The following is a 25,336-nucleotide window of genomic DNA, read 5'->3' on the forward strand; positions in this document are numbered from 1 at the left end:
TATACCGCTTCGTGTACTTGCTTCCCACCCGGTGCTACTTCCTCTGGAACCTCAGGTCCCAGTCTCCAGGTGTCCACGATCAAGGGGAAGCTTCAGTGGCGGTTTGCCCTCGCGGCAGGCCGGCGTCGCCATCCCCGGAAGGCTGCTGCCTTCGTCAGTGTGGGCCGTCGTGCTGCGCGAGGGCGTTCTCCCGCAGGTTTGGTTCCTTGCGGAGTGCCCTGGTGAACCATGTGCCGTAGCGGTCGCCCAGGATGGGAGCTGATGCTCCGTGGAGGATGATGCTCAGGCCCACGGTCACGGCGATGACCTGGCTCAGCAGGGTTCCCCCGGGCAGGTGTTCCTCGAGGGCGAGCAGGCCGAACACGAGGGAGGCAAGCCCCCGCGGGCCGAACCAGCCGATGTACGCGATGGAAGGGGGGCGCAGGCCGGTACCGGCCAGGGCGAGTGCGACGGGCAGCATCCGGATGACGGTCAGGCTGAGCAGCGCATAGAGGACCGTGCGCCAGGTGAGGTGCTGGAGTGCGGGTCCCAGGATGACGGCGCCGAAGACGAGGAAGCTCAGTGAGGCGAGCAGGAGGCCGAGGCGTTCGGTGAACCTCGTGCTCTGCGCGGGGTCCGAGCCGCTGGGAGGGATGCCCAGGTCTACGGGGGTGCGGCGCAGGTGGATACCGAAGGCCAGGCCGGCGACCCAGGCGCCGATGAAGCCGCTGCCCTCGACCATGGCGCACAGGACGTACGCGATGACCGGGACGGCGAGGACCAGGAACTGCCGCCAGTCGGAGCTGCTCCACCCTCGGGCGAGTGACCATCTCAACAGGCTTGCCCCGCTCCAGCCGGTTGCGATTCCGATCGTGCTGCTCAACAGCAGCGCGCGCAGGAACGTCTCGGCCACGTCCGGATGGCCGTGGCCCTCGCCTGCCGCGGCGAGTGCCAGGACGAAGAAGGGAAGGGCCAAGCCGTCGTTCAGACCGGATTCGACGGTCAGGCCGCCGCGGACCAGCGGGGGCACTCGCTTGTTGGAGAAGGCCTGCTGCCCGAGCGCGGCGTCCGTCGGCGCGAGGATGACGGCGGCCAGGGCCAGCTCCCACACGCCCAGGCCGGGCAGCAGCGGCCAGGCCACCAGCCACCCCACAGCCATCGTGACCGGCAGGCCGATCGCGAGGAGCCGCAGCGGGAGGAACTCCTCCCGGCGCAGGTCCCGGGCCCTGATCCCCGCCGCGTCCGCGAACAGGAGGAGCACCAGCGCGCTCTCCAGGAGCGTCCGCGTGACCTCGGGATCCTTGGCCTGGTCCAGCAGGTCCAGGCCAAGCGGGCCGATCGCCAGACCGACGAGCATGAAGACCAGCGGTCCCGAGAGCACCGTGGTCGACAAACGGCGTGAGAGCGCCCCGTAGCCGACGACCGCACTCCCGGCGATCACGACGGCCCAGCCGTTCATCCGCACTCCTCACGCCCGCCTCGCGCAGAGAGGCGAAGTCCGACTCTATGGCGGCGCCGGTCAGATGTGCCGGAACCGTGCTCCGAACTCCGCCGGCCCGGTCCGGTCGGCCCAACGCGGCGGTATCGAAGGGTGGTCGAGAACACGCCCGATCCGATGGCCCTGCGCTTGGCGCCAGGTACGGGGAGAGGGTGGGAACGTTCTCAGTCGACGGGTTCCACGGTCGGGAAGGTCCAGGTGCCGTCGAGGATCTCGGGCCGCGGCCGGTAGAGGCGGACGGTGTAGTTCCAGCCGTCCATGATGCGCAGGCAGTTGCTGCGCCCGTCGGCGCACCCTCCGAGGTTGATGACGACCGAGCCGTCCGGCTCCCTTTGGGCATTGAACTGGTTGAGGACGCATCCGCCTTCGCTGCTGTCCTCGAAGTAGCCAGCGGCGTTGTAGAGGGAGATCGACCAGAAGCCGTCGACGGGCACGTCACCGACCACGATGCGGTACTTCCCGACCGGCAGGCCCGGCTCGACCAGCAGGTAGAACGCCTCGCTCTCGGGGAGGCCGGCCCAGCCCACCGCGGTGCCGATGAGGTGCCGAACGGGGTCGACGTCCTCACGGCGGCCGAACATTCGCTCAGTTCCGGGCAGGGTCCGGCCGAGCACGGCAAGCGCGTCCCGTACGGCGTTGAGGGAATCCTCGTCGTAGTCGGGTACGACGAGGGGTTCAGCCGACCCCGCGGACAGCCTCAGACCGTCCTGCAGGGCGTTGGCCTCGGCGACATCGGCGGGGTTGCCCGGGTCGACCAGGACGTGCATCGTCAGGAGTACGTGGCGGGTGCCGTGGTCGTCGATGGTGAGCCGGTGCTCGCCGGGCGTGTGGATGACCTGGTTGACGTAGTGGTCCTGGCTGAGAACCATGAGCGACGCGTAGCGTTCGCCGCTGTCCGGCATGGTGACAGTGGCGCCTTCGGCCAAGTCCAGCACGGCGAAGCTGTACAGCGTGTCGCGGTTCATCCGGACCGATGTCTGCTGATCGAGCGGTGTCGGCACCCGGTTGTGACGCCACCGGTTGACGCCACCGCAGAGCGCCATCAGCTTCGCCATGGCACGGTTGGATTCGGCCCGGACAAAGTTTTCCACCGTCACCTTGACCTTGTCACTCACGGCCGGTGCTCATTGCCAAGGATCAAAGTTGTTCACCCCGTCGACGCAGCCCTGGTACATGTTGGCCAGGTTGTCGGAGACGATGTGCGCCAGGCCGTGGGTGGTGATGGTCAGGTCACGGTCAACCGTCCGCGCCTTGTACGTCCAGCCCTCGGGCAGAGTGAGGCGCTCGGCCAGGCGGGGCAGCGCCGATTCGGTCAGGCTGTGATCCACATGATCGGTGAAGGTCTGCATCACCCAGGTGATCTCGTCGGGCGATCTCAAGAGGAAGACCGGCCGCCCGCCCAGGAACGTGTACGTGTTGGCCCGGTGGATCTGCGTCGGCCGGTAGGCCAGCGCCGACTGGTCCCGCTGCGGATCGAAGCCGGCCGGCATCTGCATGTCAGCCAGGCAGTTGAACATCAGGCCACCCAGCTCACGGGGCTCGCCTGCGAGGTCGATGGTCAGGGTGTCCATCATCCAGAACCGTCTCGGGTTCTTCCACACCAGATCGCACCCGGTGTCCTTCGCCAGTTGCGCGGTGTCGATCGCCGCGAACTCATCGGCCGGGCACGGGCCGAACCCGCTGGTGTTGTAGACGAGGCCTTCGAACGCTTCACCCGCCCGGCTCAGCAGGAAGATCTCTCCTTGGGCGTAGGCCCGAAGATCCTCCAGACGCATCGGTGTGTCGGTCATACGGGTAACCCTTCTTCACAGGGGGGGCCACTGCACCTTCTGACCCGCGAACGGGTGAGGCGGACAGCGCTGACCTTCCAGAGACGAAGGTCAACCACGGTGGCTGTTGCTGACAGACCGGATCCTGGCGGAGGAGGGCGGAGGCAGCCCCGTCCTGGTCGAGGATCGGCACCTGGTCAGTTGCACGCTCCGATACTGCACCGCCGGACAGGACCGGTAGGTGTGTGACGTGAGTCCGCCGGACCGCGAAGGAGGGCGAGAACCATCGAGTGCCTCGCGGTTTCATCCACCTGGCATGGCGGTGGTCGGTGTGGCAGGTGAACGCGACATCGCCACGCAAGAGGCGCTGCGCATTGGATTACACAAAGTGATCACCGGTGATCCTCATCGTGGACCCTGGCCGGCTGGACTTCTGCGGCGCCAGCGGCCCCAGCGTCCTCGTCGCCGGACAGCATGGAGCCCGCCGACATGCAGGCGAGCCGCGTCTGGCCTGTTCGCAGGGGCCCGTCAAACGCTTGCTGGAGGTGACCGCGGTGTGGCTGGAGCTGCACACCCGGAACGCCTGCGACGCGGCCGTCTTCTACGGGGAGGTCCTGGAGTGGGCGGAGCATGAGGTCAGCGGGTGCTGCGAGGTCTCCTACGAGGAGGACCAGGTCGTCCTGCGGCGGGGTGGTCGTCCTGTCGCGCGTTGGAACAGCGGACCGGTCGAGGCGGCGGCCGCCAGGCCGCAGCTGCGGCCCCGGTGGCTGGTCCATTTCAGGGTCCCGGACCTGAAGGCGGCGCAGGCGGCAGTTGTCGAGAACGCAGGCGTCATCGTTCCCGACGCCGCGCCGTGGGACGAGGGGAAGCTGCGGGTGACGGTGAGCGACCCTGACGGCGGCCTGTTCACCCTCGACCAGACCGCTCCGCCCGCCACCTGACAATCCGCGCCCCGCGAAGTGCGGCGCCCGCCTCGGGCTCGACTGGGCGCGGGGTGCGGGGGCACGCGCAGTGAGGCTGGCGCGGCGCGGCCCGGGGAATCCCGGGCGGGACTCGCCGTGGGCGCCACAGAAGCGGAGTATGGAAAGTGACCTTCAAGCCTGTTGCCTCATGGAGGTGAACCGCTATGACACTGCCTGTACTCCACAGGCCCGGCCGGCTCCTGGAAAGGACTTTTCCCTCGCTGAGCTGGGGCGAGCCGATGGTCGCCGAGTTCGACGAGCTCTTCGAGCGGATGAACCAGCTGCTGGCGTCCGCCGCGCCAGCCGGGACCTGGGCTCCGCTGGCGGACATGCACGAGACGGACGACGCCTACGTGGTCGAGGCGGAAATCCCCGGGGTCAAGAACGAAGACATCGACGTCGAGATCGGCGATAGGGAGTTGTGCATCACCGGGGAGTACAAGGAGCGCGAGCGGGAGGGCGTGCTGCGGCGCACGACCCGGCGCACGGGTCGCTTCGAGTACCGGGCGCTGCTGCCCGCCGACGTCAAGGCCGAGGACGTCACGGCGACCATGGCCGACGGTGTGCTGACCGTGACCGTTCCCAAGGCCGAGGCCAGCAAGCCCAGGCACATCGAGATCACCGCAAGCTGAACCACAAGATTTGGCTTGCAGCTGCTTCGACCCTCGCGCTGGTCGCTTCCGTGCCTCACGGGATGCCGTCGTCCAGTGCGTCCCGCTGGCGGCGGATTGCGGCAGAACGTACGCCGCGTTCTGCATGGGGAACCGAGGCCGGGACCGCTGTGTCCGCCTCGCACCGATGTGACAGAGCCCGGCCGGGGTGACTGCTCGGGGCTTGGCCGGGCTCTGTGTGCGTGGGTGGCTCTTCGTTCAGAAGTCCTCGTCGCGCACGTCCCAGTCGCGCAGATCTTCCTCGCGGCGGCGCTCTCGCTCAGGATCCGCTGCGCTGTCGTGTTGGGACGGTTCCGGGTTGTAGACCGGGTCCTGGCGGCCGGGGTGGAACGCGGGCTCCTGTTCCTTGGGCCCATTGCGGCGTTCCCGCTTCTTGTCCTGCATTCCGCCCATGAGGGGTCTCCTCGGTGAGTGGGGGCTTCCTCGTCACGTTGCCATGCGCCGTCACTCACCGCACGTTTTCCGCAAGGGATCGTGGCGACAGGGTGAAGTCGGACCAGGGCGGCCCGCGTCGGGAGGCAGGGCCTGGAACGGCCCCCGAGGATGGTCCGCGGACAATCCACCTCGCGCCGTCAGGAGCTTCCCCATGCTGGAGCGCACCCCGCGCAAGAACCGCACCGAGGTCACGTTCATCCTGCCTGCCGACACCCCGCCCGGTCCGGTCAGCGTTGTCGGGGACTTCAACGACTGGCAGCCCGGCACCCACACCCTGGCGCCCCGCCGCGACGGCACCCGGGCGGTGACCGTCGCTTTGCCCGCGGGCGGTGAGCACGCCTTCCGCTACCTGGCCGCCGGCGACTACTGGTTCAACGAGGAGAGCGCCGACGGCCACGACGGCGTCAACAGCCGCCTGCACACCTGAACGGCGCAACGAAACCGGGTCCGGGGCTTCGCGTTGGAAGTGCTGGCACGGGGCCACCGACCCTCACCATCAGGGGCCGGATCTGCGTGGACGGCCCAGCTGTCGCGCCCGGTGGCAGGGCCGTCGCTCGTGCTCAAAGCCGGCAGCAGCTGAAGCGGCCGCACGCCGTGAGGCGCTTAAGGATCATGTCGCCAGGGTCGATGGGAGTGCGTCGTGGAATCTCCAACCGGTCCATGGCCAGCGCTCACCGAGATGGACGGGGACAGTGTCGGCTGGCAGTTGCGCAGCCCTGGCCTTGTCTCCCGGGCCGGGCTCCGGTGTGGCCTCGGGTGTGGGCTTGGTGCTGCTGGCCCTGCTGCTGTGGTCGGTCCACCACCGCTGGGAGTCTGCGTGCGTGGCGGCCGCGGTCGTGGCTGCCCAGACGGTGTCGTCCATTCTGCAGGCCACGCCCGGTGCGGTGGTCACCCGGCGGGTACTGCTCTGGGCCGCCCTCAGCGTCCTGATCCTGGTGGCCGTGAACGGCCTGCGGGACCGCATCAAGGAGTCGATGACGGCCAACGCGGCCTGGGAGGAGGAGGTGATGCTGACCCGGGAGCGGGACCGGCTCGCCTCCGACCTCCGCGACAGCGTGGTACGGACGATCTTCGACGCCGGAATGGGACTCCACGGTACGGCCGCCATGATCGCAGAGGGACCCGCTCGCACACGGGTCATGGACGCCGTGGACAAACTCGACCACGCGATCCGGGCCCTGCGGGGAAAGCGTGTTCGGTGCACGCCACGACACAAGTCCCGGCAGGTACGAGACCGACGGACCCTGAACCCCGGTGATCGTGGGCCGCTGACAGATCCGGGGCAGTCGCCCGAGGGCCTGGTGATCGAGGTCGTCCAGGCCCTCGGGTGTGGGACGTTCCCGGACCGTTCAGGAGCGGGGGGAGGGTTTGCCGTTCTTGGCGGCGGGTCGGACTCTCAGGGCGACGCCGTGGCCGTCGTAGAGGATGTCGTAGATCAGGCCGCCGTAACCGGGAGGCACCGTCCCGGCCGAGGTGGCCGGCGCGTAGAAGTCGGAGGCGGCCAGGAGCTTTCCGGTACGGGCGTCGCGCCACTGGATCTGGTCCATGTAGTTGACGCCGACCGGGCCGGGGTTGTACTTGGTGGGGTCGGTCTCCTTCGACCGCGCGTTCGCGCTCACGAAGACCCGCTTGTCCGGCGGGCCGATGAGGGTGATGTAGCTGTTGGTGCGCTGCTTGACCTTCCAGGCCAGGGACATGCGGCCGTTGCGGGCACCAGGCCCACGCCCGGGAGCGCCAGATCGCCATCACCTTGCAGGAAGCCATGCTCCACTCACCGGATCTGGCCCGGCATCCCGATATCGCGGTGCGCTACCTGCCCGCCGCCGGTTCCCTGAACGTCTGCGGCGACTGGTACGACGTCGTCGACCTGCTCGGCGATGGCTTCGCCGTCGCGGTCGGTGACGTCGTCGGCCACGGTCTGGAAGCGGCCGCCGTCATGGGCATGCTCCGCAGCGCGCTGTCGGCCGCGGTCCGGGCACTGCACGAGCCGGCCCGATCACTGGAGGTCCTGGGCCTGTACTCGCGGTCCGTGGAGGGGGCGCTGGCCACCACGGCCCTGCAGGCGGTCATCGACGCCGGCGCACGAAGGATCACCTACAGCAGCGCCGGTCATCCCCCCGCCGATCCTGTTGCATCCCGACGGCACCTGCGACCTGCTGGACCAGGCCACCGACCCGCCGCTGGGCGCGCGCCCCAGCACGCCTCACGGCCCCAGGCCAGCCTGTCCTACACCCCCGGCGACACGCTCATTCTGTATACCGACGGGCTCATCGAACGACGCGGTGAGAACATCGACGCCGGCCTGCACCGGCTCACGGACGCCCTGACCCGCTACGGCCGGTACGGCACCGAACGCCTCGCCGACGCCCTGCTGGCCCGCCTCGGCGTGGTCAGCGGCGCCCGCGACGACATCGCCCTGATCATCGTGCGCCTGTGACACCCGAGACGGCGCGCCGCCGCTCGTCCGGCCGGCGTGGATGGGCCGCATCCCGATCGTCCGGCCGACCGCGACAGGACAGACCCACCGCCTGCCCTGTCACGACGCGGCCGTCAGGGGTGTGGAGGCCCTGCGCCGACACCTCCGGTGCACGATTCGCAGACCCGCCGGGCGGGGCGGACCATGGGAAGTGATCCATATGCCCGATCCGTCCCGCGGAGGTGCCCTGCGATGACGCCGCCTGTACTACGCGGTCCGCGGGGCGTGCGGGACGACCCCGAACCGGCCGGTGATGCCGGAACCCCTTGCGTACCCCTGGCGCGTACCGCCTTGGCGCGTACTCCTCGGCGCCGACATCGCCCCTGCGCCGAGCAGCGGTCTCCGGCACGGCGTCCGGCCTCGCGGAGGTGAAACGATGACACCGAGGACCATGCGTGCGGCGCGCTTTTCCCGCGAAGGCCGCCGGCTGCGGGTGGAGGAGGTGCCGGTTCCGGCGCCGGGTCCGGGCGAGGTGCTGGTCCGCATCGAAGCCTGCGGCATCTGCCTGTCGGACGTCCACATGATCGACGGCACTGTGCCCTGTCCGCTGGAGGAGGTCACCCCCGGCCACGAACCGGCGGGCACGGTCGCCCGGTTGGGGTCCGAGGTGCCGTTCTGGCAGCCGGGCCGGCGAGTGGTCATCGCGCCCGGAAGGGGCTGCGGCACGTGTCGCCACTGCGGAGACGGCCAGAGCTGCCTCGCCCCCCAGGTGATGGGGCAGAACTGGGACGGAGCCTGGGCCGAGTACGTCGTGGCCCCGTACCAGACGCTGGTGGAGGTGCCCGACGGCGTACCGATCGAGCAGGCGGCGGTCTGCGCCGACGCGGTGGCCACGCCGTTCTCCGGGCTCCTCGACCGCGGTGGCCTGCGCCCCGGAGAGACCGTCGGTGTGTGGGGCATCGGCGGCCTCGGTGTCCACGCCGTCCGGATCGCCCGCCTGGCCGGTGCAAGCCTGATCGTTGCCGTGGACACCCTGGAAGCCGCCCGCCGGCGGGCCCTGGAGGCCGGAGCCGACCACGCGCTGGACCCCCGTACGGACGGGCTCCGCGAGGAGGTCCTGAGGCTGACCGGCGGTGAGGGACTTGAGTTGGCGGCTGAGTTCTCGGGGGTCGGCAGCGCGCTGGACCAGGCGGTCTCCTGTCTCGGCCGGTACGGGCGGGCGGTCGTGATCGGCATGTCGCCGGAACCGATCCACCTCGCCGAGAACACGATCCTCTTCGGCTGGTACAACCACTCCCTCCTCGGCCACGACGGGTACACCACGCGCCATCTCACCCGCCTGATGCGCCTCCTGGCCTCGGGGCGCCTCGACCTGTCCCGCTCGGTCTCCGACGTACTGCCCCTCGAAGAGATCGCCCGGGGTGTCGAGCGGCTGCGCACGAAGGAGGGCAATCCTGTCCGCATCGTGGTCGAGCCGTAGCCGGGACAGCAATCCGGGGGCGACGGAGAACCGTTCCGGTTGCCGTGGCTCAGAGCCCCCTCGATGGTGGAAAGCGGGGACCCGGGGCCGGGGAGGCCCGGGCAGGCCAGAGGAGGTGCACGGAGATGAGATGGTGGCTCCGGAGCGCCGCAACAGCAGGCGCTGCTGCGGCGCTCATGTTGCTCGGCGCGTGTTCCGACGACTCCACTCCCGTGCAGACGCCCACCACCCAAGCCTCGTCACCGTCGGCGACGCCGTCCAGGACGACTTCCGGGCAGATCCCCGAATATCCGGGCGCGACCGTGGTCAGCCACGTCGGCGGGTTCACGCTGCTGCGCACCGACGACTCGGTCGGCAAGGCGGGTTCGTTCTACGTTGACGCCCTGGACCGGGAGGGATGGACCACGGTCTCCAAATATCAAGGGGAGTTCAGTGTCAACATCATGGCCAGGCGGGGCGGCGAGGGAGTAACCGTCCAGGTCAGCCCGACCGGTTCGGGCAGCTCGATCTCCATCACGACCTACTCCGTGTAGGCCCCGAACCGCTCTACCCCACTCCTCGGGGCCGCACTGGCCAGCCTCTGCTGGTTCGCCGCGCTGGGCTTCGGCGGCCGCCTGCTCGCCGGCTTCTTCCGCCGCGCCTCCTCCTGGCGCGTCCTGGACGCCCTGGTCGCGACGACAATGCTGTTCACCGGCCTGTCCCTGGCTGCCGGGACCTGACGTCCGCGGGGTCCCGACGGCTGAACGGATCAGGCCGTCCACTCGGCAACGTGGGCCGCGGAAGTGGTGCTCGGCCGCCCAGACCCCTCTCTGTCAGCCTTGGGTGAGACATCCCGCTTTGTCGGGTCAGCCTGAGAGGGCCCGCAGTCCGTCTGGGCTGCCGCGTACCGAAGTGCTGCCAACGCGGCTCGAATCGTTGGGCGTTGCTCGTCGTCCTGTCGGTAGGCGGCGTAGATGCGGCGGACGGGAGCCGGACTGACCGGGATGACGGTCACCTGGTCGGGTACGGGGCCGCGGCCGACGCGAGGGGTGAGTGCGATGCCGAGCCCGGCCTGGACGAGTGCGAGTTGGGAGGGGTATTCGGCGGAGGTGTGGGCGATACGGGGCTGGTGGTGATGGGCTCGCAGGACGTCCAGGAGCCAGTCGTGGCACAGGGTTCCGGATGTCCAGGCGATCCAGGGCTGGTTGGCGATCTCGGTGATGTCGAGAGCGGTGCGGTGGGCGAGCGGGTGGTTGGCGGGCAGGGCCAGGTCCGCTGTGTCCTCGAGCAGGTGCTGGGTCCTGATGTCTGCGGGGAGCGGCAGCGGACGGCTTCCCCAGTCCTGGACGATGGCGACGTCGATGACGGATCGGGTCAGGAGCGGGAGGGATTTCTCGGGTTCCTGCTCGTGGATGCGCAGTTGCAGGTCGGGGTGTTCTCGGGCCAGTGATCGTAGAGCGGCGGGCAGCAGGCCGCGGATGGCGGTCGGGAAGGCGGCCATGGACAGGTCGCCGGTGACGAGGCCTCGATGGTTCTCCAGTTCGGCCCGGGTGCGGTGGACCAGCGAGAGGATCCGGCTCGCGTGTTGGACGAGAAGCTGTGCCGCTGGTGTGAGTCGCACGCTCCGGCCGTGGGGCTGGAGGAGGGTCTGTCCGATTTCCTTCTCCAGTTTGGCCAGACGCTGGGAGATTGCCGACGGGGTGAGGTGCAGCGTCTGCGCCGCACGGCTGAGGGAGCCCTCGCGGGCCACTGCCTGCAGGGCCAGCAGCTGGTCCAGGTCGAACATGATCGTCTCCGGTGCGGTCCAGGGGTTCCCACGGGCCGGTCGGGGCCTCCCGCTCACACGGATCGCCGCCGACCAACCCGGTGCGGTGACACATCATGCAGCAGTGCCGAGGAGGTCCATCTGGTCGGGGGTCAGCTCCAGGTCGGCTGCCGCCAGGTTCTCCTCGAGGTGGGTGATGCTCGACGTGCCGGGGATGGGCAGCAGCGCGGGTGAGTGCTGGAGCAGCCAGGCCAGTGACACTTGGGCGGTGCTTGCGTCCAGGGCTCGGGCGACTGCGGCGAGGGGACCGTCGGTCTGGACGTGGTTGCCGTCGACGATGGGCTCCCAGGGGATGAAGGCCAGCCGTTCACGGGCGCAGTACTGTAGCACGTCCTCGTAGCGGCGGTTCGTGAGGTTGTAGCGGTTCTGGACGCTGACGATCTCCGCCACCGCCCGGGCTTCCCGTATTTGGGCCACCGTGACTTCGGACAGACCGATGTGACGGACCTTTCCCTCCTCCTGCAGCTGCTTGAGCGCCCCGATCTGGTCGGCCAGCGGCACCTGCGGATCGACCCGGTGCAGCTGGAAGAGGTCGAGCCGTTCCACCCGAAGGCGACGCAAACTCAACTCTGCCTGCTGACGCAGATATTCGGGCCGCCCCAGGGGCTTCCACTCCGACTGGCTCGGCCTGCTCTGTCCCGCCTTGGTCGCCACCACCACGTCCGCCGGGTAGGGGTGCAGCGCCTCGGCAATGATCTCCTCGTTGACCCCGGGACCGTACGCGTCTGCCGTGTCGATGAAGGTCACGCCGCACTCAACGGCTCGGCGCAGCACGGCGATCGCGGATGGGCGGTCGGCCGGCTCCCCCCACGCGTCGGGGCCGGTCAGCCGCATGGCACCGTATCCAAGCCGTCCGATGCGGATCGTGCCGCCGAGGAGGAAGTCCTTGTTGTCGTTCATGATCTCCGCTTTCTCACGGGGTGTTGCTCGCAGACGCGATGGGCTGATCTCCAGCATCAGCCGTGATCAGGGTGCTCGGCCCGCATCGTTCAGCACAAGCGAAAGATTCTTGACTGAACTGGCAAGGTTCTCTTAAAGATCGGGACTCGGTGAAGGTGGCCGCGTTGAACCGTTCCGGGTTCGATGGAGACTCGATTTCGTGAAGGGATCGAGTCATGGCACGCCCTTCCTCCTATCCTCTTGAGCTGCGCAAACGAGCGGTCCGCATGGTCGGCGAAGTCCGCAGCGACTATCCGAACGAGTCGGCCGCGATCAAGGCGGTCGCCGGGAAGCTCGGCATCGGCTTGACCGAGACGCTGCGTAAGTGGGTGCGCCAGGACCAGGTCGACAGCAGGGTCCGCCCGGGGACGACGACGGAGGAGTCCGCGCAGGTCAAGGCGATGAAGAAGGAGATCGCCGAGCTGAAGCGGGCGAACGGGATTCTGAAGGCGGCGGCGAGTTTCTTCGCGGCCGAGCTCGACCGGCCACACCTGCGCTCGTAGCGTTCATCGACGAGCACCGGGACCGCTTCGGCGGTGTCGAGCCGATCTGCAGGACGCTCACCGAGCACGACTGCAAGATCGCCCCCTCCACCTACTACGCCCACCACAAGCGCCTTGCCGCGCCATCAGCGCGTTCCGTGCGCGATGCGGAGCTCAAGGCCCTGGTCCACGAGGTGTTCACCACCAACTACCGCGTCTACGGGGCCCGGAAGATCTGGCGGGAGCTGAACCGGCAGGGCCATACGGTGGCCCGCTGCACCGTCGAACGCCGGATGCGCGAGATGGGTATCGCCGGCGCCGTCCGGGGCAGGAAGGTCATCACCACGCTCGTGGATCCTGCCGTGGAGCGGGCCCCGGACGGCTCACCCGCAGCCGCTGTGCGACTTCCGACGGCTTGACCCTCTGCTCGAACAGTTCAGCCGCCTGCATCCGTACCGTCTCCCGGCGCTGACGTCCCGCAGGTGTCAGCCCGCCCCCATCCGCGTATCTCACACAACACGGGTACAGCCACCCACCCACACCCATCAGGGACTTCACAACGATTCACCCCAACGAGCTGAAGTCAGTAGCGGTAAGCCCTTGATGACCGGCGCTGGCCATCTGGTCCTGACCCGGCCGACGGGGGGTACGGGACCCAGGGGCCTCGCCTCGGACACCGTCCGGAGGTGCTGGTTCACCACCGCCGGCAGAGTCCCGACCTCCGCCACGTGCGGCCGACGTACGCGCCGTCACGGGACCGCGCCCGGGCGTCCGGAACGGGACCGGCCCGCCCATGACGCGGTGCGTCGGGGCGGGCCTGGCCGGTGCGCTGCTCGCTCAGGTCATTCGGCGAGACGAATGTTCGGGTTCTTGTCGAGCTGTTCCCGGACCCTTGGGTGTACCTCCGGGCCGATGTGCTTCGCCCTGGGAGACTCGGCGGGGGACATGGCCACGTTGCTGCAGCCGACGACGCTCCCCGGCGGGTAGCAGTTGTCCGGGGTGTTGTTCTCGACCCTGGTGTCGGAGAGGGCCACCGATGCGCCAGAGTAGGTCGCCACGTAGATGCCACCACCCACGTAGCTTGCCGTGTTGTCGGTCACACGGCTGTCCGTGAGCGTCACGGGGCCGCGCGCCGCTTGAATGCCGCCCCCGAACCAGCCCGTGTTCGAGGTGATCCTGGTCCCGGTGGCCTCCAGCGTGGCCCAGTTGATGATGCCGCCGCCCTCAGGGCTGTTGTTGTTCTGGACCCTCGTGGCGTTCAGGGCCATGCTGCTCTGGCAGTTGTTGTTGAGCCCGCCGCCGTTCTCGGCGCTGTTGCCCGAGACCGTGACGTTGTTCAGCGTCGCGCTGGTGCCGCAGTTGAGGATGCCGCCGCCGAGGTACCCCGTGTTGTTGGTCAGGGCGCCGCGTTGCATGGAGAGCGTTCCCTCGTTGTAGAGCGCGCCGCCGAACCCGTACTGCGTTCGGGTGTCCCTCACTGTGACCTGTGTCATCGAGAGGGAGCCCTGGTTGTAGATCCCTCCTCCGGCCACGGCCTCGGTCTGGCCGCCGGTGAGGGTGACGTGGTTGAGGGTGAGTCGCCCCGTCGGCCCCACGTGCAGGATGCGGAACTCGGCGCTGGACGAGCGGCGGATGGTGACGCCGACGCCGTTGATGGTGTACGTGCCGGTGACCTGCGGCAGGCCGTCGTCGCCCGAGTAGGCGTCGGTGATCGTGTATGTACAGTTCCGGGCCAGTGACAGGTCGGCACCGCTGGCGTTCGACGCGATGATCGCGTTCCGCAGGGCGGGCACGTTGCAGGGGACTGAGACGGTGGGCTGGGCCTGGGCCGGGATCGCGGGCAGCACCGCCAGGCACAACCCGACACCGAGCGCGGCAACCGTGCCGCGCGAACGCACTGAGGACTTCATCAATGGGATTCCTTGTCTTACTACCGGTCACCACGCAGGGTCACGACACGAGTGCATACAGTAGTCAATCGCGCCGCGGAGCCATGGGTACCCCAGGCATATGCGTCTGTCACCTCGAAGCCCCGATCGGGCGACCGCCGCTCGGCCCAGCGCCTCGCTGTCGGCCGGGACCTGTCTCGTGTCCGCCGGCCCCGCGACCGCCGGTCTGGTTCTGCGTTCGTAGCCGCGGCCGGCATACAGACGCCGGGGCTTGCGGCGTGGGCGTCCCCGTCGGCCCCGGATCGGCGGGACGGCGTCCAGCAGGGGCAGGAGCTGGGTGACGTCATGGCGGGTGCCGCCGGTGAGGGTGACGGCGAGTGGGGAGCACTGCCCGGGGGCGGGTTCAGGTGTGCAGGCGACTGTTGTGCTCGCCCCGGGCGCCGGCGGATTCGTCGTTGAACCAGTAGTCCCCTGCGGCCAGATACGCGGAACGCGAAGGTGCCCGGCTGCCCTCGCGCCCCTCCAGGCTCGGGTCATCGCCCTGAGCAGCGATCCCGACACCAAGATCAAGACGACGTGTTAATCATCTGCAAGCCCTTAACGTCCACTCACGACCTCAAGATCAACTACTGGCGGCTTTGCTGCCTATCTCGGCTACACCTCGATGTCAGTGGGATGCGCAGGGTTATGACAGCGGCGGCGCAGAGTCCGTTTCAGTAGGCCCGGCGCCTCCAGGCCGCCGACAGGCAGGTCCACCGTGCCTCTGATCCAGGGAATTCGGCGCGCAAATTCCAGCGCCCAAGGCGGCGTCAACCGCCCGCGCGGCGCAGCGCCCCCTACCGTGCTGGTCGGCGCGGGCCCGCGCCGACCAGCACGGTAGGGGTGAGGAGGCGTATGCCGGATCCCTCCCCGAACGGCGCCCCGGCCCCGGACAGCGGCCATCGCGCCTCCCTCTGGCTGTGGTCCTTGCTCGGCCTGTTCGCGGCCTGCGTGCCGTGCGCGCTGCTCGTCGTGGAGAAGCTCGGCTCCGCCCTGTCACCCGTGCAGCTCGTCCTCGCCGTGCTCGCCGCGCTGGCCGGGTACTTGCTGGCGGTGCGCGCCGTGGTGGAGGAGCGGTTCGGGCTGCACCCCCGCCAGTCCCGAATCCTGGTGTGGTCGGCCGCCGTAGTGCTCTTCCTCGGCAGCGTGGCGGTACTCTTCGCCTTCCGTCCCCCGCCACCCCCGCTCACTCGGATGAGCGGCGCCCGCGACGTGGCCGTGGCCGGCTTTGCGGCCGAGGGCGGACGGCAGGACAGGCAGGTCCTGGACGACGTGGCCGCGACCTTCGCCCACGACATGGCGGCGCGCATCCCCACCGCGACCGCCGTCCGCAGCTACGTCGGCGAGGCGTCGCTGCCCCTCGCCCAGCTCGCCGACACCCGCCGCGACGCACTGGAGCGGAAAACCGCCAGGTTCGCCGACGAGACCAATGCCGAGATCGTCGTGGGCGGCCTGGTCAGTGAGGACCAGGCGGGCCAGACCGCGCTTAGGCCCGCCGTCTACGTCCGGGCCGATCAGATCCCCGATTCGCCCGAGCTCACTGGATGGTTCCTCGGCGCGCCGGTCCTCGTAGCCCGCGGCTGGGAGTCGGCACGCGCCCGCGCCCAGCTAACCGGGGAACTGACCCGCCGGATCGGCACCCTCGCCCAGTTCGTCGACGCGCTGGACAGCTGGCGCAACGGCAGCCCCACCGAGGCCAGCCGGATCCTCGCCGGCCTTCTCGACGCGGAGCGGCAGGACGGCGCCAGCGGCTTCGTGCCGCCCGATCTGGTCCGGCTCTTCCACGGCCACGCCCTCGAGGACCAGGCCTCCGGCGAGAACGGCCCCAGCCGCGAGAAGCTGATGGCGGCGGCCCGCGCCGACTACCTCGCCATCGACCGGCACTCGCCGGCCGGCCGCCGTGCTGCCCTCAGCCTGCAGAGCAACACCTACCGTCGGGCCCTCGGCCCCACACACAGCTGCAAACCGGGCACCGTGCGCGCCACGGACCTCGCCCAGGTCACGAAGGCCCTGCGCGCCCTCGCCGCGGACCCTGGCATAACCGAACTCGGACGGATCAAGGCCACCGTGAACCTCGCCGAGGTCGAGCAGTGCTGCATCACGGCCCGCCTGGTGAAGGACGACGGCACGGTGGAGCGCGCCGTGGCGACCGTCCGCGCCGCCCCTGACCTCACCGGCTCGGCGGACCTGCGCGCCTTGGCGGAGTCCATCGCCGCCGTCAACGCGGCCGACCGGGGCGACCTGGCAGCAGCCGTCGACCGCATCCGGGACGCCATCGCACACGGCCAGGACCCTGTCCAACGCGCCCGTTGGCACGGTCTGCTGGCTTCCTGGAGCCTCGAGCGCTGCGACCTCGCGACCGGGCGTACGGCGCAGCAGGACGCCCTGACCCAGCTGGCTGCGGCGGAACGCGCGGGCAGGACGGACAGCGCGCTCGTCCGACAGTATGAACAGGCGTTCGCCACGGAGCTGCGACGCTCCGAGGAACGGTGCGGGACCAGCCAATGACACGGACAAGGAGAGGTGACAAGTGGTAACACGACGCCCGACCCGATGGCGGCCGCCCGTGCTGTGGGTGCTCACACTGCTCCTCGGCACCGGCTGCACGATGCTTCGCGAGACGCCGACGGCAGCCCCCACCGGCCGGACCGCCGCACAGTCGGCAACCCCCAGCCCGGACGCCCGGGACATCCTTCTGGCACAACAGTTCGACACGGGCCTGGCGTCGGGGGCGGGCCCGGTCAGCTGCCGCGACGACCTGGCCCAGCTCACGCAGGGCCGTCCGGACAACCTCCCGTGGGTCTGGGTGACCTCGGTCGGGACGGGGGCGGACGACGCGGTGGCGGCAGTCCTGGGCGAGGCGTCACTCCTGTGCCTCCGCGGCTTCCCGCCCGGCCCGATCACCGTCACGGTCAAGGCCGGAAGGCGCACCTTCACCACGGCCGTGAAACCTGTGGCCGAGCTGAGCGCCACGCCGTCGGCTAAGGACGAATTGTTCAACGGCCGCCCGATGGAGATCGAGGACATCGGCGGCGGCCTGCTCCAGAGCGCCTCCTGGCAATTCCTCCCGTCCGAGCCGGCGCTGACAGACATCGCCCGTTCCGGACAACTCACCGTGGCGGCGCGCTCCGGAGCCGTCCGCGCCGAGAGCGAGGTGCCGCTGCGCGTGCCCCAGGGAGCGACCACCGTGGAGGGCTGGGAGCGCAACCACCGGATCGCGGTCTACGGATACCCCGCCGGCGCCGGCGTCCCAATCGGCCTCTATCGCCTGGAGGACCGGGAGGACGGCCGAACAGTCGCGGTGCTCCAGCGGGAAGTGGGCCGAGTTGTCATGCCGCGCCACCGGGTCGCCGTCTTCACCGTCCCCCTGGAGGTCTTCCATACCGTCAGCGTGGAACCTACGGGCGACGAAAACCCCGCCTGCCTCTCCGTCGCCGGCCTCGCCACCTGCGTCACCTGATCGGCTCAGCAACTTTCGCGCTGGTCAACTACGGCGCTCAGTGTGCGACACGAAAGTCGCTCCAGGTAAGTAACGGCGGCAGCCAACGCCGATCAGCTTCCGGTCGGATCAGTCGACGGCGGGCATCTGCTCGGCCGGTCCAGGCAGGCCGTGGGCAGCGCGCATGTGCGAGCACAGAAACGGCTTGCGGCCGTCTCCGAGCTGCACACCGCCTTCTGGACCGTGGTGGTCCACGCGTAGTCCTCATAGCCCCGCAAGGCGTAGCGCAGCATCCGCCCTCCGTAGCTGCGGCCCTGGTACTCGTCGGTGACGCGGACGGCGATGACCAGTCCAACACGGCACACCTCGGCGGGTGTCCCCAGGACCACGACGGGGCTGGACGCGAACAAGAAGGTCTCGGGGCGCAAGCGCGGACTGGCCGTCGACGTTCTGGGGCTGATCATCGGCGTCGTCGTCATGGCCGCCTCCGCGCACGACAATGCCGCCGGCACCGCCCTGCTGGACCAGGCCGCCGAACGGTGCGGGATGCGCCTGGAGAAAGTGCTGGTGGACCAGGGATTCAAGGACGAAGTCATCGTTCACGGCGCACTGCTGGACATCGACGTCGAGGTCGTCCGCCGCAACCCTGCTGACCAGGGCAAAGGGTCGTCCCGCAGCCGAAGCGGTGGGTGGTCGAGCAGACGAACGGCACGCTGATGCTCCACCGGCGTCTGGCCCGTGAGTACGACCACCGGCCCGACACCTCCGCCTCACGCGTCTACTGGGCCTCCACCGCAAACATGGCCCGCCGCCTCACCACCCCCACCCCCACCTGGCGCGACACCATCGGGCTGGCCGCGTGAACATCACCGAACTCCTGGTGGACCTTCACATCCGGGAGAACGAGGCCACGGCCCCGGGCGGACGGACTCCGCAATCAGATGGCGCACCTCACTGCCGCCCTCACCGAAACCGAAGCGCGTCTTGCGGACCTGGCCACCACCCGCAAGATCATCACTGAACTCGCACCGACCGGGACCGAACCCGATCCGCCCGAGTCAAGCACCGCCCACCAGACCATCGTGAACGCCTTCAACCAGCACCCCGACCGGGCGTTCCGGGCCCGTGAACTGCACGAACTCCTCGACATGCCCACCGACGAAGCATCCGTCAACATCACCCGCAGCCGCCTCGGACGCCTCACCCGCCAAGGCTTCCTCACCCAACCCGGACGAGGCCGCTACCAGAAACGGACTTAACGCCCTTTCGCGGTGTCTGAACGACCCAAACCCGGACGTGCGTGAGGCGGCGATCGCGGCATGCATTCCGCTGTTGGACGATCCCCGGCTGCGCTGTCATCGGGCAACCCTGGTGCCACTGCTGCGGGACGTTCTGGGAGTGAGTGCACTGTGGCAGTACCGCGAGCGAGCAATCGACGCTCTCCTTACATGGGGTGAAGACCCTGCCGGACTGGAAGGGCAACGAGAGGCATTCGCGGTCTGTGGTGCCCAGGATGACCCCATTCCCTGGGCAACAGGACGAACCTTTACGTCGGGCGACACATCAGATCTCCCGTTCTGAATCAGCGCCCGATCTGCGTTCTGATGGCTCTCAGCCTCCCCGGCCGCCGGAAGCGGCTGGGGCAGCGGAGAGGCGTGACGGTCAGACGGTCTCGGTGAGCTGGGCTTCGAGGTCGGCGATCCGCCGGTCCTGGAAGCAGTTGTTGGAGCGGGCTGCCTTGAGCCGTTCGTCCAAGGTCCGGCTGTCCTCGGTGAGCTTGCGGACCCGGTGCTTCAGCGAGGTGTTCTCGGTGGTGATCCGCAGGATGGATTCCTGGGTCCACTCGGCTTCCAGGTCTCGTATCTGGCCGAGGAGTTCACCGATGCGGGTCTGTCGGCGACGGCTGAACTCGGTTCAGCCGTCGCCGACACCTCCACCGCCCACCTCGCCCCAGCGGTTCTGACCAGGTCTTTCAACCGGGAAGCGGCCGGTTCGTAGCAGGCGTTATAGGCGAGGTCGCCAGGGTCGGCCAGGCTGCGGCGGGCGAGCACCCAGTGCCCGTACCCGCCCTTCCAGGGGTGCGCTGTGCCAGGGGGGCTTGTCGCCGTTTGCCACCCTCGCCTCTTCCTCGCTCCGCCCCCGTCGCTTCCGATCGCATTGTCCCCTTCAGTGGCACGGACCTCGGGTCCTGCGCGTCCTCGGCCAGGCAGAGGACACGCCTTCTGTCCGGGCGGGCCGACTCCCTATGATGGGCGCCGCCAAGGAGCGCGGGAACTCCCGTGAACCGTTGACGGCCACAGACTCGGGGGGAGTCGGCATGACCACGCGGGACAACGAGGTGCCGTCCGGCAGACGGACCCGGCGGCGCACCCTGGCCAGGACGGGCATGGCCCTCGTCGCCCTCTGCTCGCTCGCCACAGGATGCGGCTTCTGGAACGAGACCATGGGCGTCGTCTGGGACACCCCCGCGGACCGCAAGGCCGAACCGCGCGGGATCGGGGCCTGGCTGTCCGGCGACACGCTGGTCCGCAGCCGCTTCGACGCGGTGACCGGGTACGACGCCGCCACCGGCAAGCGGAGCTGGGAGTACGTACCGCCCGGCCTGTCGGCGGTCTGCCACGCCACTGCCGACACCGCCCGCTCGGTCCTGGTCCTCGTCCGCGACGGGGACGGCGCCTCCTCCCCGGCCAAGGACACGTCCTGCACCACCGCCGTCGGCATCGACATGAAAAGCGGCCGCGAGCTCTGGCAGGCCGCGCTCAGCAAGCCCGAGCAACTCCGCTTCCAGGAGTCCTCGGTGTCCGCCGGCGGCGGCGTCGCCGTGCTCCTCCAGAAGGAGGAACTGCGCGCCGTGGACGTCCGCACCGGAAAGCCCCGCTGGAAGGCGGCCCTGCCGAAGGACTGCGTCCCGGGCCGGACGGCGGCGGGCGAGCGACAGGTCGCCGCCCTCCTCGCCTGCGGCGGCGACCACAACCCCTGGGACGAGAAGATCGCGGAAGACGCCGAACTGCACACCGCCGCCTTCGACCCGGCCACCGGGGCGCTCAGGTGGTCCGTCCCGCTCGGGGGCCGGCACGCCATCGGCTACAACGCCTCCGCTGTCTTCGTGTCGGCCGATCCGGTGGTCGTGGCCGCCTCGGAATCCGGGGACTCCGACCAGGGGGCGTACTTCTCCTTCGGCGGGGACGGCCGCCCGAACCCTCCGGTCGACTTCAGCGGCCCGTACGGCGAGATCACGTTCCACGACCGGCTCATGGCGGCGGCGGACGACCGCAGGCTCTACGTCATGCCCGCCCCCCGGACGAAGAGGTCCCGTGCCACCCGCCGCCACCTGACCGCCTTCGACCTGGCCACCGGGGCCCCCGTCTGGGGCGGCACCCCCGACGACGACCGCCTCGACGGCGACAGCGGATACCGCCTCCTCCTCCAGGACGGGAAGCTCACCGTCCTCACCTCGCACCGCGGCGATCCCTACCGCGTCCGTGTCCTCGACACTGCCACCGGGGAGCAGCGCGACATCCGTGACCTCCCGGACGACATCGACTCCGTGGACAAGATCTTCGCGTACCAGGGGCGGCTCATCGTCGCCCGCTACGACGCCTATGCGACCGGGTCCAGGCCCTTCACGGCCTACGAAAATCGCTGACGCACCAGGCCTCGCGGGAACGGTCCGGCGGCTCCCCGCGTTGCCCCGCTGCGCTTGCTGTGATCAGCATCGAGCGAAGAACAGCGAGCCGAGGAGCCACGTGCCCGAGACCACGCCCGGAACCGCCGCCCCCGCCGCCGTCACCAGCCTCCCGCCGCTCGCCGCGCAGACCGAGCGTCTGATCGACCTGGGCGTGCACGAACGCGCCGGGATCTCCGCCGCCGAGCTGCGCGCCTTCGCCGAGCGCGCCGGCGGGGACACCCCTTGTCCAGGGCCGGCCGACCCCTTGTCCACCCTCCGCACCACCCCTTGACCAGGTTCCACCGACCCCCTTGACCAGGTTCTCCACTGGCACGTTTCTCCTTGACACAGCCGGTTGCGGCCGCCGATCAGGGCCTGGTCAAGGGGGTGTGCGATAAGCCAAGTGGTTGGCTCCGGAAGTCCTTCGGGGGTTGCGGGGTCCACGATTTGCTGCGTATCCCCGACACGGGATGCGCAAATCCGTTGTCGTCGCTCCTCCTTGGTGACCTGCGGTAGTCCAGGCCAGCGGCTTACTGGCTCACCAGGTGGGGCGGATCGGCCCCGGTGGTGTAAGGCGGGTCAGGTCGGCGACAAGTTCACTGAAGCGCGCCTCGCCCAGCGCCTCTTTCCATGGTGCGACGGCAGCTCGGGCTGCCTGGTCGGCGGCGCGAGTGGCGGCCCAGCCGGCCTCGGTAAGCCCCAGGAGCCGGGCGCGGGCATCGTGGGGGTGTGGATGCCGCACCACGTATCCCTTGCGGACCAGCTCCTCGACCAGCTGGGCGGCGGCCTGCTTGGTCACCCCCAGGTGCTCGGCCAGGTTGGCCGTGGTGGCGTCGCCCAGGGAGATGCGGGCAAAGGCGAAGCCGTGTGCTGGCCGCAGGTCCTCGAATCCCTGCTGGGACACGCGAGCGTGGATCTCCTGCACCAGCTGTCCGGAGAGTGCCAGCACGAGTGCGGAGAAGGCCAGAGCGTCATCCATGGCTTGACTATAACTCGTCAAACTGCTTGTCTTTATGGACAAGTTTCTTGTCTATAAAGGAGGCTGGCATGCCCTTCATCCGAAGTGACGAGGCCGTCGTGCACGAGATCCACGGTGCCCGCTTCGTTTCCTACGTCCGTCCGGGCACGGGCAGCCGGGACTTCGCCGCCTGGCGCGGCGAGATCCCGGCCGGAACGGTGGGTCCGGCCCACGTGATCAGTCACGAGGAAACGTTCTACGTTCTGTCCGGTCACCTCCGGCTTACCATCGGCGGCGAGAGCGCCGAACTCGGCGTCGGCGACGCAGCGGTGGCTCCGGCTGGCTCCGAGCTGGCGGTTGCCAATACCACCGACCAGCCCGCGCACATGTGGGTCACTACACGTGTCGGACTCAGCGCCAAGCTGGCCGATGGCAGCACCATCACGCCGCCCTGGACTCATTGAGCTTCTTCAGCGTTGCCGCTCCAGGGTGAGGATGGCCTTGGCGATTGACGTCATGCGGTTGGGGCTGCACCGGGACCTGCGGAAGATCCGCCAGGACTTCAGGATCGCGACACCGCGTTCGACGGGTGTTCGTGCTGCGGCCAGTGCCCGGTTGAGGGTCTTTTCGGTGGGAGTGAGGTCCCGGAGTGGCTTGCGTTTGATGCCGGTCGTCAGCCACGGTCCTGCGCCTTGGTAGGCGAGATCGGCCACGATGGGAACGCCCTGGAGCTCAGATCCGGATGATTCGGTGGGTGCGGGCGGCCGTCAGGTCGTGTGTGCGGCCCGGCAGGGCGGGCGAGAGCCACAGCATCCGGCCGCAGGGGTCGGTGACGACCTGCACGTTCACGCCGTGGCGCCGGTGCTTGTGGGAGTAGTCGGCCCGGCCGTCGCCGACCCGGTCGCACTCGGCGAGGGTCCCGTCGAGCAGGACGAAGTCGGGATCATGCTCGCGCAGCGTCTTCAGCGGACCCGGCGCACGCGCGGCGAGCAGGTCGACGACCGCGCTGGTGTAGGCATGGGCGGTGGACTCGCTCATCCTGAACCCGGCTGCGATCTCCGCCAGAGTGATGTGCTCGCGCAGGTACACCAGTGCCACCACGGCTCGCTGGGACGGACGGAGCTTGCAGCGCCGGTCGCCCTCACGGGTGACGATCAGCATCGTGACCCACTCCACGAGTGCATGCGGCAGGTCGAGTGCGGCAGGATGGACGACCAACGAGGCCCCCGAGCAACGTGATTGAGACGTCAGACATCTCGATCAACAGCCCGGGGGCCTCGTTCGTTGCGCTTCACGACCATCACCCGATCGGTGGCCAACTCGAAGAAGCTCATTAATCCCGCAGAGGGCCGGTGGTCACTCTTCCCGGATCAGCGACGCCTCGGTCACAACCGAACCATCCACCTTCTGCTGCTGGGTGAGGGTACGTACCCGGGCGAAGTAGCGCAGACCCACGGTGCCGGCAAGAGCCACCCGCTGGGCCAGAGCAAGGTAATCAAGCATGGCGTGGATGATGCCGCATCAGTCGCAGGGCGCGACCCGTCGTGATCCACTTATCCCGATCGGGCCGCCTGTCATGCTCGTTGCCCCGGCCCTCCCGAACGGCGGCAGCACGCCCGTCGTCAGCTGCCAGGCCAGGTAGACGGCGGCCGGGACGAAGAAGGCCGCCGCGGCGGCCGGTGCCGCGAGGGCGGCCACGGCCCGGCGGCGGGCGGTGCGGCGTACCTCGGCGTGCCGTTCGGCGGACGCCGGGGCGGGCACGGCCGCCCCGGGGGCTCCGGGCCGCCGGGCCGAGCGGGGCGGGGCCTGGTGCGGGAGGACGGCGGTGACGCGGAAGCCGTCCTGGTACGGCCCGGTCCGCAGGGTGCCGCCGAGGACCGCCACCCGTTCCCGGAGCCCGGTCAGCCCGCGGCCGCCGCCGACCCCGGCCGCGGGGGCTTGGCCGCCCCGCGCGGCGGCGTTGACGACACTCACGCGGGTGCGGTCGGGCCCGTGGTCGATGCCGACCCTGACCCGCCCGCCCGGGGCGTGCTTCACGGCGTTGGTGAGGGCCTCCTGCACCACCCGGTACGCCCCGCGTTCGACCAGCGGCGGCAGCATCCCGGTGAACGTCCCGCTCCGCTCCCACCGCACCGGCACCCCGGAGGCCACCGCCCGGTCCAGGAGGTCCTCGACCGTGTCCGCCTCCGGCCCAGCCTCCCGGGGTTCGTGCAGCACGGCCACGGTCTCCCGCAGCCGCTCGACGGCGTCCGCGACCGTCCCGCGCAGCTCGGCGAGGTCGGCCCGGTCTCGGTCGGTGAGGCCCGGGGAGAGTTCCAGGGCGCCGGCGCGCAGGGCCACGAGGCTCAGCACGTGGCCGAGGCAGTCGTGCATGTCGGCCGCAATGTCCGCCCGTTCGGCCAGCCGGGCGCGCTCCGCGACCAGGTGCTGGCGCTCCTCCAGGGTGCCAGCCAACCGCCATCCCTCCCGTACGAGTTCGTTCCGGCTGCGCCAGTGGCGCCCGGCCAGCCAGGGCAGCAGGAGGGCGATGGGCGCACGGTCAGGGCGTAGAACCACCATATGGCCGGCACCCCGAGTACGGCGCACGCCGCGAGGTCGGCAGCGAGGGACGCGGCGAGCACCGCCAGCGGGCCCCGGCGCCGGCCGTCCGGACGCCGAGCAGGCAGCTCAGCGCGGCCAGCGACAGGACGTGGGCGTTGGCCGGGGTCGCGGAGTCGGCCATGCCCGCCGCGCACAGGCAGTTGACGAGGAACACGGCGGCCCCCGGCCGGAACCGGGACAGCGGTACCGCAACGGCCAGCAGGGCCAGCGGCAGTACTGAACTTGAATTCGTGATGTCGGTCAGCTGTCCGTGATCAGGCCGGTGCCGGCCAGACACCCGTCGACCAGGTCCGGGCGGTACTGGATCT

The 25,336-nt window shown here is 69.6% G+C and carries 26 protein-coding genes and 5 pseudogenes; 17 read left to right on the forward strand and 14 right to left on the reverse strand.

Annotation, left to right across the window (positions count from 1 at the left end; genetic code table 11):
* Window positions 1-154 precede the first annotated feature (154 nt).
* From ACFY15_RS35860 to ACFY15_RS35870, 3 genes are all read right to left on the reverse strand, one after another.
* Window positions 155-1,438: a cation:proton antiporter gene (locus ACFY15_RS35860; RefSeq protein ID WP_390691740.1), complete on the reverse strand. Its 1,284-nt coding sequence runs from the start codon at window positions 1,436-1,438 to the stop codon at window positions 155-157.
* 203 nt (window positions 1,439-1,641) lie between these two features.
* On the reverse strand, window positions 1,642-2,592 hold the full coding sequence (locus ACFY15_RS35865; protein WP_390826958.1) for a DUF1254 domain-containing protein: 951 nt from the start codon (window positions 2,590-2,592) through the stop codon (window positions 1,642-1,644).
* Between the two features lie 9 nt (window positions 2,593-2,601).
* A complete protein-coding gene (locus ACFY15_RS35870) occupies window positions 2,602-3,267 on the reverse strand; it encodes a hypothetical protein (RefSeq protein WP_390826959.1) in 666 nt (221 codons plus the stop codon).
* 524 nt (window positions 3,268-3,791) lie between these two features.
* Between ACFY15_RS35870 and ACFY15_RS35875 the strand changes: the two genes are divergently transcribed.
* Together ACFY15_RS35875 and ACFY15_RS35880 are read left to right on the forward strand one after the other, a co-directional pair.
* The gene (locus tag ACFY15_RS35875; RefSeq protein ID WP_390826960.1) at window positions 3,792-4,187 is read left to right on the forward strand and encodes a VOC family protein; all 396 of its coding nucleotides are present in this window, start codon (window positions 3,792-3,794) and stop codon (window positions 4,185-4,187) included.
* A gap of 185 nt (window positions 4,188-4,372) precedes the next feature.
* The gene (locus tag ACFY15_RS35880; protein WP_390691744.1) at window positions 4,373-4,840 is read left to right on the forward strand and encodes an Hsp20/alpha crystallin family protein; all 468 of its coding nucleotides are present in this window, start codon (window positions 4,373-4,375) and stop codon (window positions 4,838-4,840) included.
* 237 nt (window positions 4,841-5,077) lie between these two features.
* On the opposite strand, the gene ACFY15_RS35885 is transcribed toward ACFY15_RS35880, so the two are convergent.
* Window positions 5,078-5,272 (reverse strand): hypothetical protein, encoded by a 195-nt coding sequence (locus tag ACFY15_RS35885; protein WP_390691745.1) that lies wholly within the window; start codon window positions 5,270-5,272, stop codon window positions 5,078-5,080.
* Window positions 5,273-5,465: 193 nt separating this feature from the next.
* Here ACFY15_RS35885 and ACFY15_RS35890 point away from each other — a divergent pair, with 193 nt between their 5' ends.
* Complete coding sequence (locus tag ACFY15_RS35890) at window positions 5,466-5,741, forward strand: isoamylase early set domain-containing protein (protein WP_390826961.1); 276 nt, start codon at window positions 5,466-5,468, stop codon at window positions 5,739-5,741.
* 922 nt (window positions 5,742-6,663) lie between these two features.
* Here ACFY15_RS35890 and ACFY15_RS35895 read toward each other — a convergent pair.
* Entirely contained in the window at window positions 6,664-7,011 is a 348-nt protein-coding gene (locus ACFY15_RS35895) for a hypothetical protein (RefSeq protein ID WP_390826962.1), read from the reverse strand.
* Window positions 7,012-7,076: 65 nt separating this feature from the next.
* Here ACFY15_RS35895 and ACFY15_RS35900 point away from each other — a divergent pair, with 65 nt between their 5' ends.
* From ACFY15_RS35900 to ACFY15_RS35915, 4 genes and pseudogenes are all read left to right on the forward strand, one after another.
* Window positions 7,077-7,751, forward strand: a complete 675-nt coding sequence (locus ACFY15_RS35900) for a PP2C family protein-serine/threonine phosphatase (RefSeq protein WP_390826963.1) — start codon at window positions 7,077-7,079, stop codon at window positions 7,749-7,751.
* Window positions 7,752-8,166: 415 nt separating this feature from the next.
* Complete coding sequence (locus tag ACFY15_RS35905; RefSeq protein ID WP_390826964.1) at window positions 8,167-9,210, forward strand: zinc-binding dehydrogenase; 1,044 nt, start codon at window positions 8,167-8,169, stop codon at window positions 9,208-9,210.
* A 212-nt stretch (window positions 9,211-9,422) separates the two neighbouring features.
* Window positions 9,423-9,743 (forward strand): hypothetical protein, encoded by a 321-nt coding sequence (locus tag ACFY15_RS35910; protein ID WP_390826965.1) that lies wholly within the window; start codon window positions 9,423-9,425, stop codon window positions 9,741-9,743.
* A gap of 3 nt (window positions 9,744-9,746) precedes the next feature.
* Window positions 9,747-9,929: pseudogene (locus ACFY15_RS35915) on the forward strand (LysE family transporter); the annotation flags it as partial.
* Between the two features lie 29 nt (window positions 9,930-9,958).
* Here ACFY15_RS35915 and ACFY15_RS35920 read toward each other — a convergent pair.
* Window positions 9,959-10,975 carry a LysR substrate-binding domain-containing protein gene (locus ACFY15_RS35920; protein WP_390826966.1) on the reverse strand — a complete coding sequence of 339 codons (1,017 nt, stop codon included), beginning with the start codon at window positions 10,973-10,975 and terminating at the stop codon, window positions 9,959-9,961.
* 93 nt (window positions 10,976-11,068) lie between these two features.
* The gene (locus tag ACFY15_RS35925; protein WP_390826967.1) at window positions 11,069-11,914 is read right to left on the reverse strand and encodes an aldo/keto reductase; all 846 of its coding nucleotides are present in this window, start codon (window positions 11,912-11,914) and stop codon (window positions 11,069-11,071) included.
* 215 nt (window positions 11,915-12,129) lie between these two features.
* Here ACFY15_RS35925 and ACFY15_RS35930 point away from each other — a divergent pair, with 215 nt between their 5' ends.
* Window positions 12,130-12,456 (forward strand): transposase, encoded by a 327-nt coding sequence (locus tag ACFY15_RS35930; protein WP_390826969.1) that lies wholly within the window; start codon window positions 12,130-12,132, stop codon window positions 12,454-12,456.
* Between the two features lie 137 nt (window positions 12,457-12,593).
* The gene (locus tag ACFY15_RS35935; protein ID WP_390826970.1) at window positions 12,594-12,854 is read left to right on the forward strand and encodes an IS3 family transposase; all 261 of its coding nucleotides are present in this window, start codon (window positions 12,594-12,596) and stop codon (window positions 12,852-12,854) included.
* A gap of 423 nt (window positions 12,855-13,277) precedes the next feature.
* Here the strand turns inward: ACFY15_RS35935 and ACFY15_RS35940 are convergent, their stop codons facing one another.
* Window positions 13,278-14,345 carry a hypothetical protein gene (locus tag ACFY15_RS35940; protein ID WP_390826971.1) on the reverse strand — a complete coding sequence of 356 codons (1,068 nt, stop codon included), beginning with the start codon at window positions 14,343-14,345 and terminating at the stop codon, window positions 13,278-13,280.
* A 216-nt stretch (window positions 14,346-14,561) separates the two neighbouring features.
* A pseudogene (locus tag ACFY15_RS35945) lies at window positions 14,562-14,708 on the reverse strand (IS5/IS1182 family transposase); the annotation flags it as partial.
* A gap of 510 nt (window positions 14,709-15,218) precedes the next feature.
* On the opposite strand from ACFY15_RS35945, the gene ACFY15_RS35950 reads away from it, so the two are divergent.
* The 7 genes and pseudogenes from ACFY15_RS35950 to ACFY15_RS35980 all read left to right on the forward strand — a co-directional run bounded on the left by ACFY15_RS35950 (window position 15,219) and on the right by ACFY15_RS35980 (window position 21,761).
* Window positions 15,219-16,871 carry a hypothetical protein gene (locus ACFY15_RS35950; protein WP_390826972.1) on the forward strand — a complete coding sequence of 551 codons (1,653 nt, stop codon included), beginning with the start codon at window positions 15,219-15,221 and terminating at the stop codon, window positions 16,869-16,871.
* 22 nt (window positions 16,872-16,893) lie between these two features.
* Window positions 16,894-17,823 carry a hypothetical protein gene (locus ACFY15_RS35955; RefSeq protein ID WP_390826973.1) on the forward strand — a complete coding sequence of 310 codons (930 nt, stop codon included), beginning with the start codon at window positions 16,894-16,896 and terminating at the stop codon, window positions 17,821-17,823.
* 345 nt (window positions 17,824-18,168) lie between these two features.
* Window positions 18,169-18,665: pseudogene (locus ACFY15_RS35960) on the forward strand (transposase); the annotation flags it as partial.
* A gap of 78 nt (window positions 18,666-18,743) precedes the next feature.
* Entirely contained in the window at window positions 18,744-19,061 is a 318-nt protein-coding gene (locus ACFY15_RS35965; protein WP_390826974.1) for a hypothetical protein, read from the forward strand.
* 16 nt (window positions 19,062-19,077) lie between these two features.
* The gene (locus ACFY15_RS35970) at window positions 19,078-19,383 is read left to right on the forward strand and encodes a hypothetical protein (protein WP_390826977.1); all 306 of its coding nucleotides are present in this window, start codon (window positions 19,078-19,080) and stop codon (window positions 19,381-19,383) included.
* A gap of 736 nt (window positions 19,384-20,119) precedes the next feature.
* The gene (locus tag ACFY15_RS35975) at window positions 20,120-21,448 is read left to right on the forward strand and encodes a PQQ-binding-like beta-propeller repeat protein (protein WP_390826975.1); all 1,329 of its coding nucleotides are present in this window, start codon (window positions 20,120-20,122) and stop codon (window positions 21,446-21,448) included.
* A 100-nt stretch (window positions 21,449-21,548) separates the two neighbouring features.
* On the forward strand, window positions 21,549-21,761 hold the full coding sequence (locus ACFY15_RS35980; RefSeq protein WP_390691724.1) for a hypothetical protein: 213 nt from the start codon (window positions 21,549-21,551) through the stop codon (window positions 21,759-21,761).
* Between the two features lie 246 nt (window positions 21,762-22,007).
* On the opposite strand, the gene ACFY15_RS35985 is transcribed toward ACFY15_RS35980, so the two are convergent.
* The gene (locus tag ACFY15_RS35985; RefSeq protein ID WP_390691723.1) at window positions 22,008-22,448 is read right to left on the reverse strand and encodes a MarR family winged helix-turn-helix transcriptional regulator; all 441 of its coding nucleotides are present in this window, start codon (window positions 22,446-22,448) and stop codon (window positions 22,008-22,010) included.
* Between the two features lie 68 nt (window positions 22,449-22,516).
* On the opposite strand from ACFY15_RS35985, the gene ACFY15_RS35990 reads away from it, so the two are divergent.
* Window positions 22,517-22,891 (forward strand): cupin domain-containing protein, encoded by a 375-nt coding sequence (locus ACFY15_RS35990; RefSeq protein WP_390691722.1) that lies wholly within the window; start codon window positions 22,517-22,519, stop codon window positions 22,889-22,891.
* A 6-nt stretch (window positions 22,892-22,897) separates the two neighbouring features.
* Here the strand turns inward: ACFY15_RS35990 and ACFY15_RS35995 are convergent.
* The 4 genes and pseudogenes from ACFY15_RS35995 to ACFY15_RS36010 all read right to left on the reverse strand — a co-directional run.
* Window positions 22,898-23,645: pseudogene (locus ACFY15_RS35995) on the reverse strand (transposase family protein).
* A gap of 138 nt (window positions 23,646-23,783) precedes the next feature.
* Entirely contained in the window at window positions 23,784-23,930 is a 147-nt protein-coding gene (locus ACFY15_RS36000) for a hypothetical protein (protein ID WP_390691763.1), read from the reverse strand.
* Between the two features lie 18 nt (window positions 23,931-23,948).
* On the reverse strand, window positions 23,949-24,986 hold the full coding sequence (locus ACFY15_RS36005) for a sensor histidine kinase (protein ID WP_390826976.1): 1,038 nt from the start codon (window positions 24,984-24,986) through the stop codon (window positions 23,949-23,951).
* A pseudogene (locus ACFY15_RS36010) lies at window positions 24,967-25,336 on the reverse strand (hypothetical protein); the annotation flags it as partial. The pseudogene ACFY15_RS36010 and the gene ACFY15_RS36005, both read right to left, overlap by 20 nt.

The sequence above is a fragment of the Streptomyces sp. NPDC001373 genome (assembly GCF_042895815.1).
Lineage (GTDB): Bacteria > Actinomycetota > Actinomycetes > Streptomycetales > Streptomycetaceae > Streptomyces.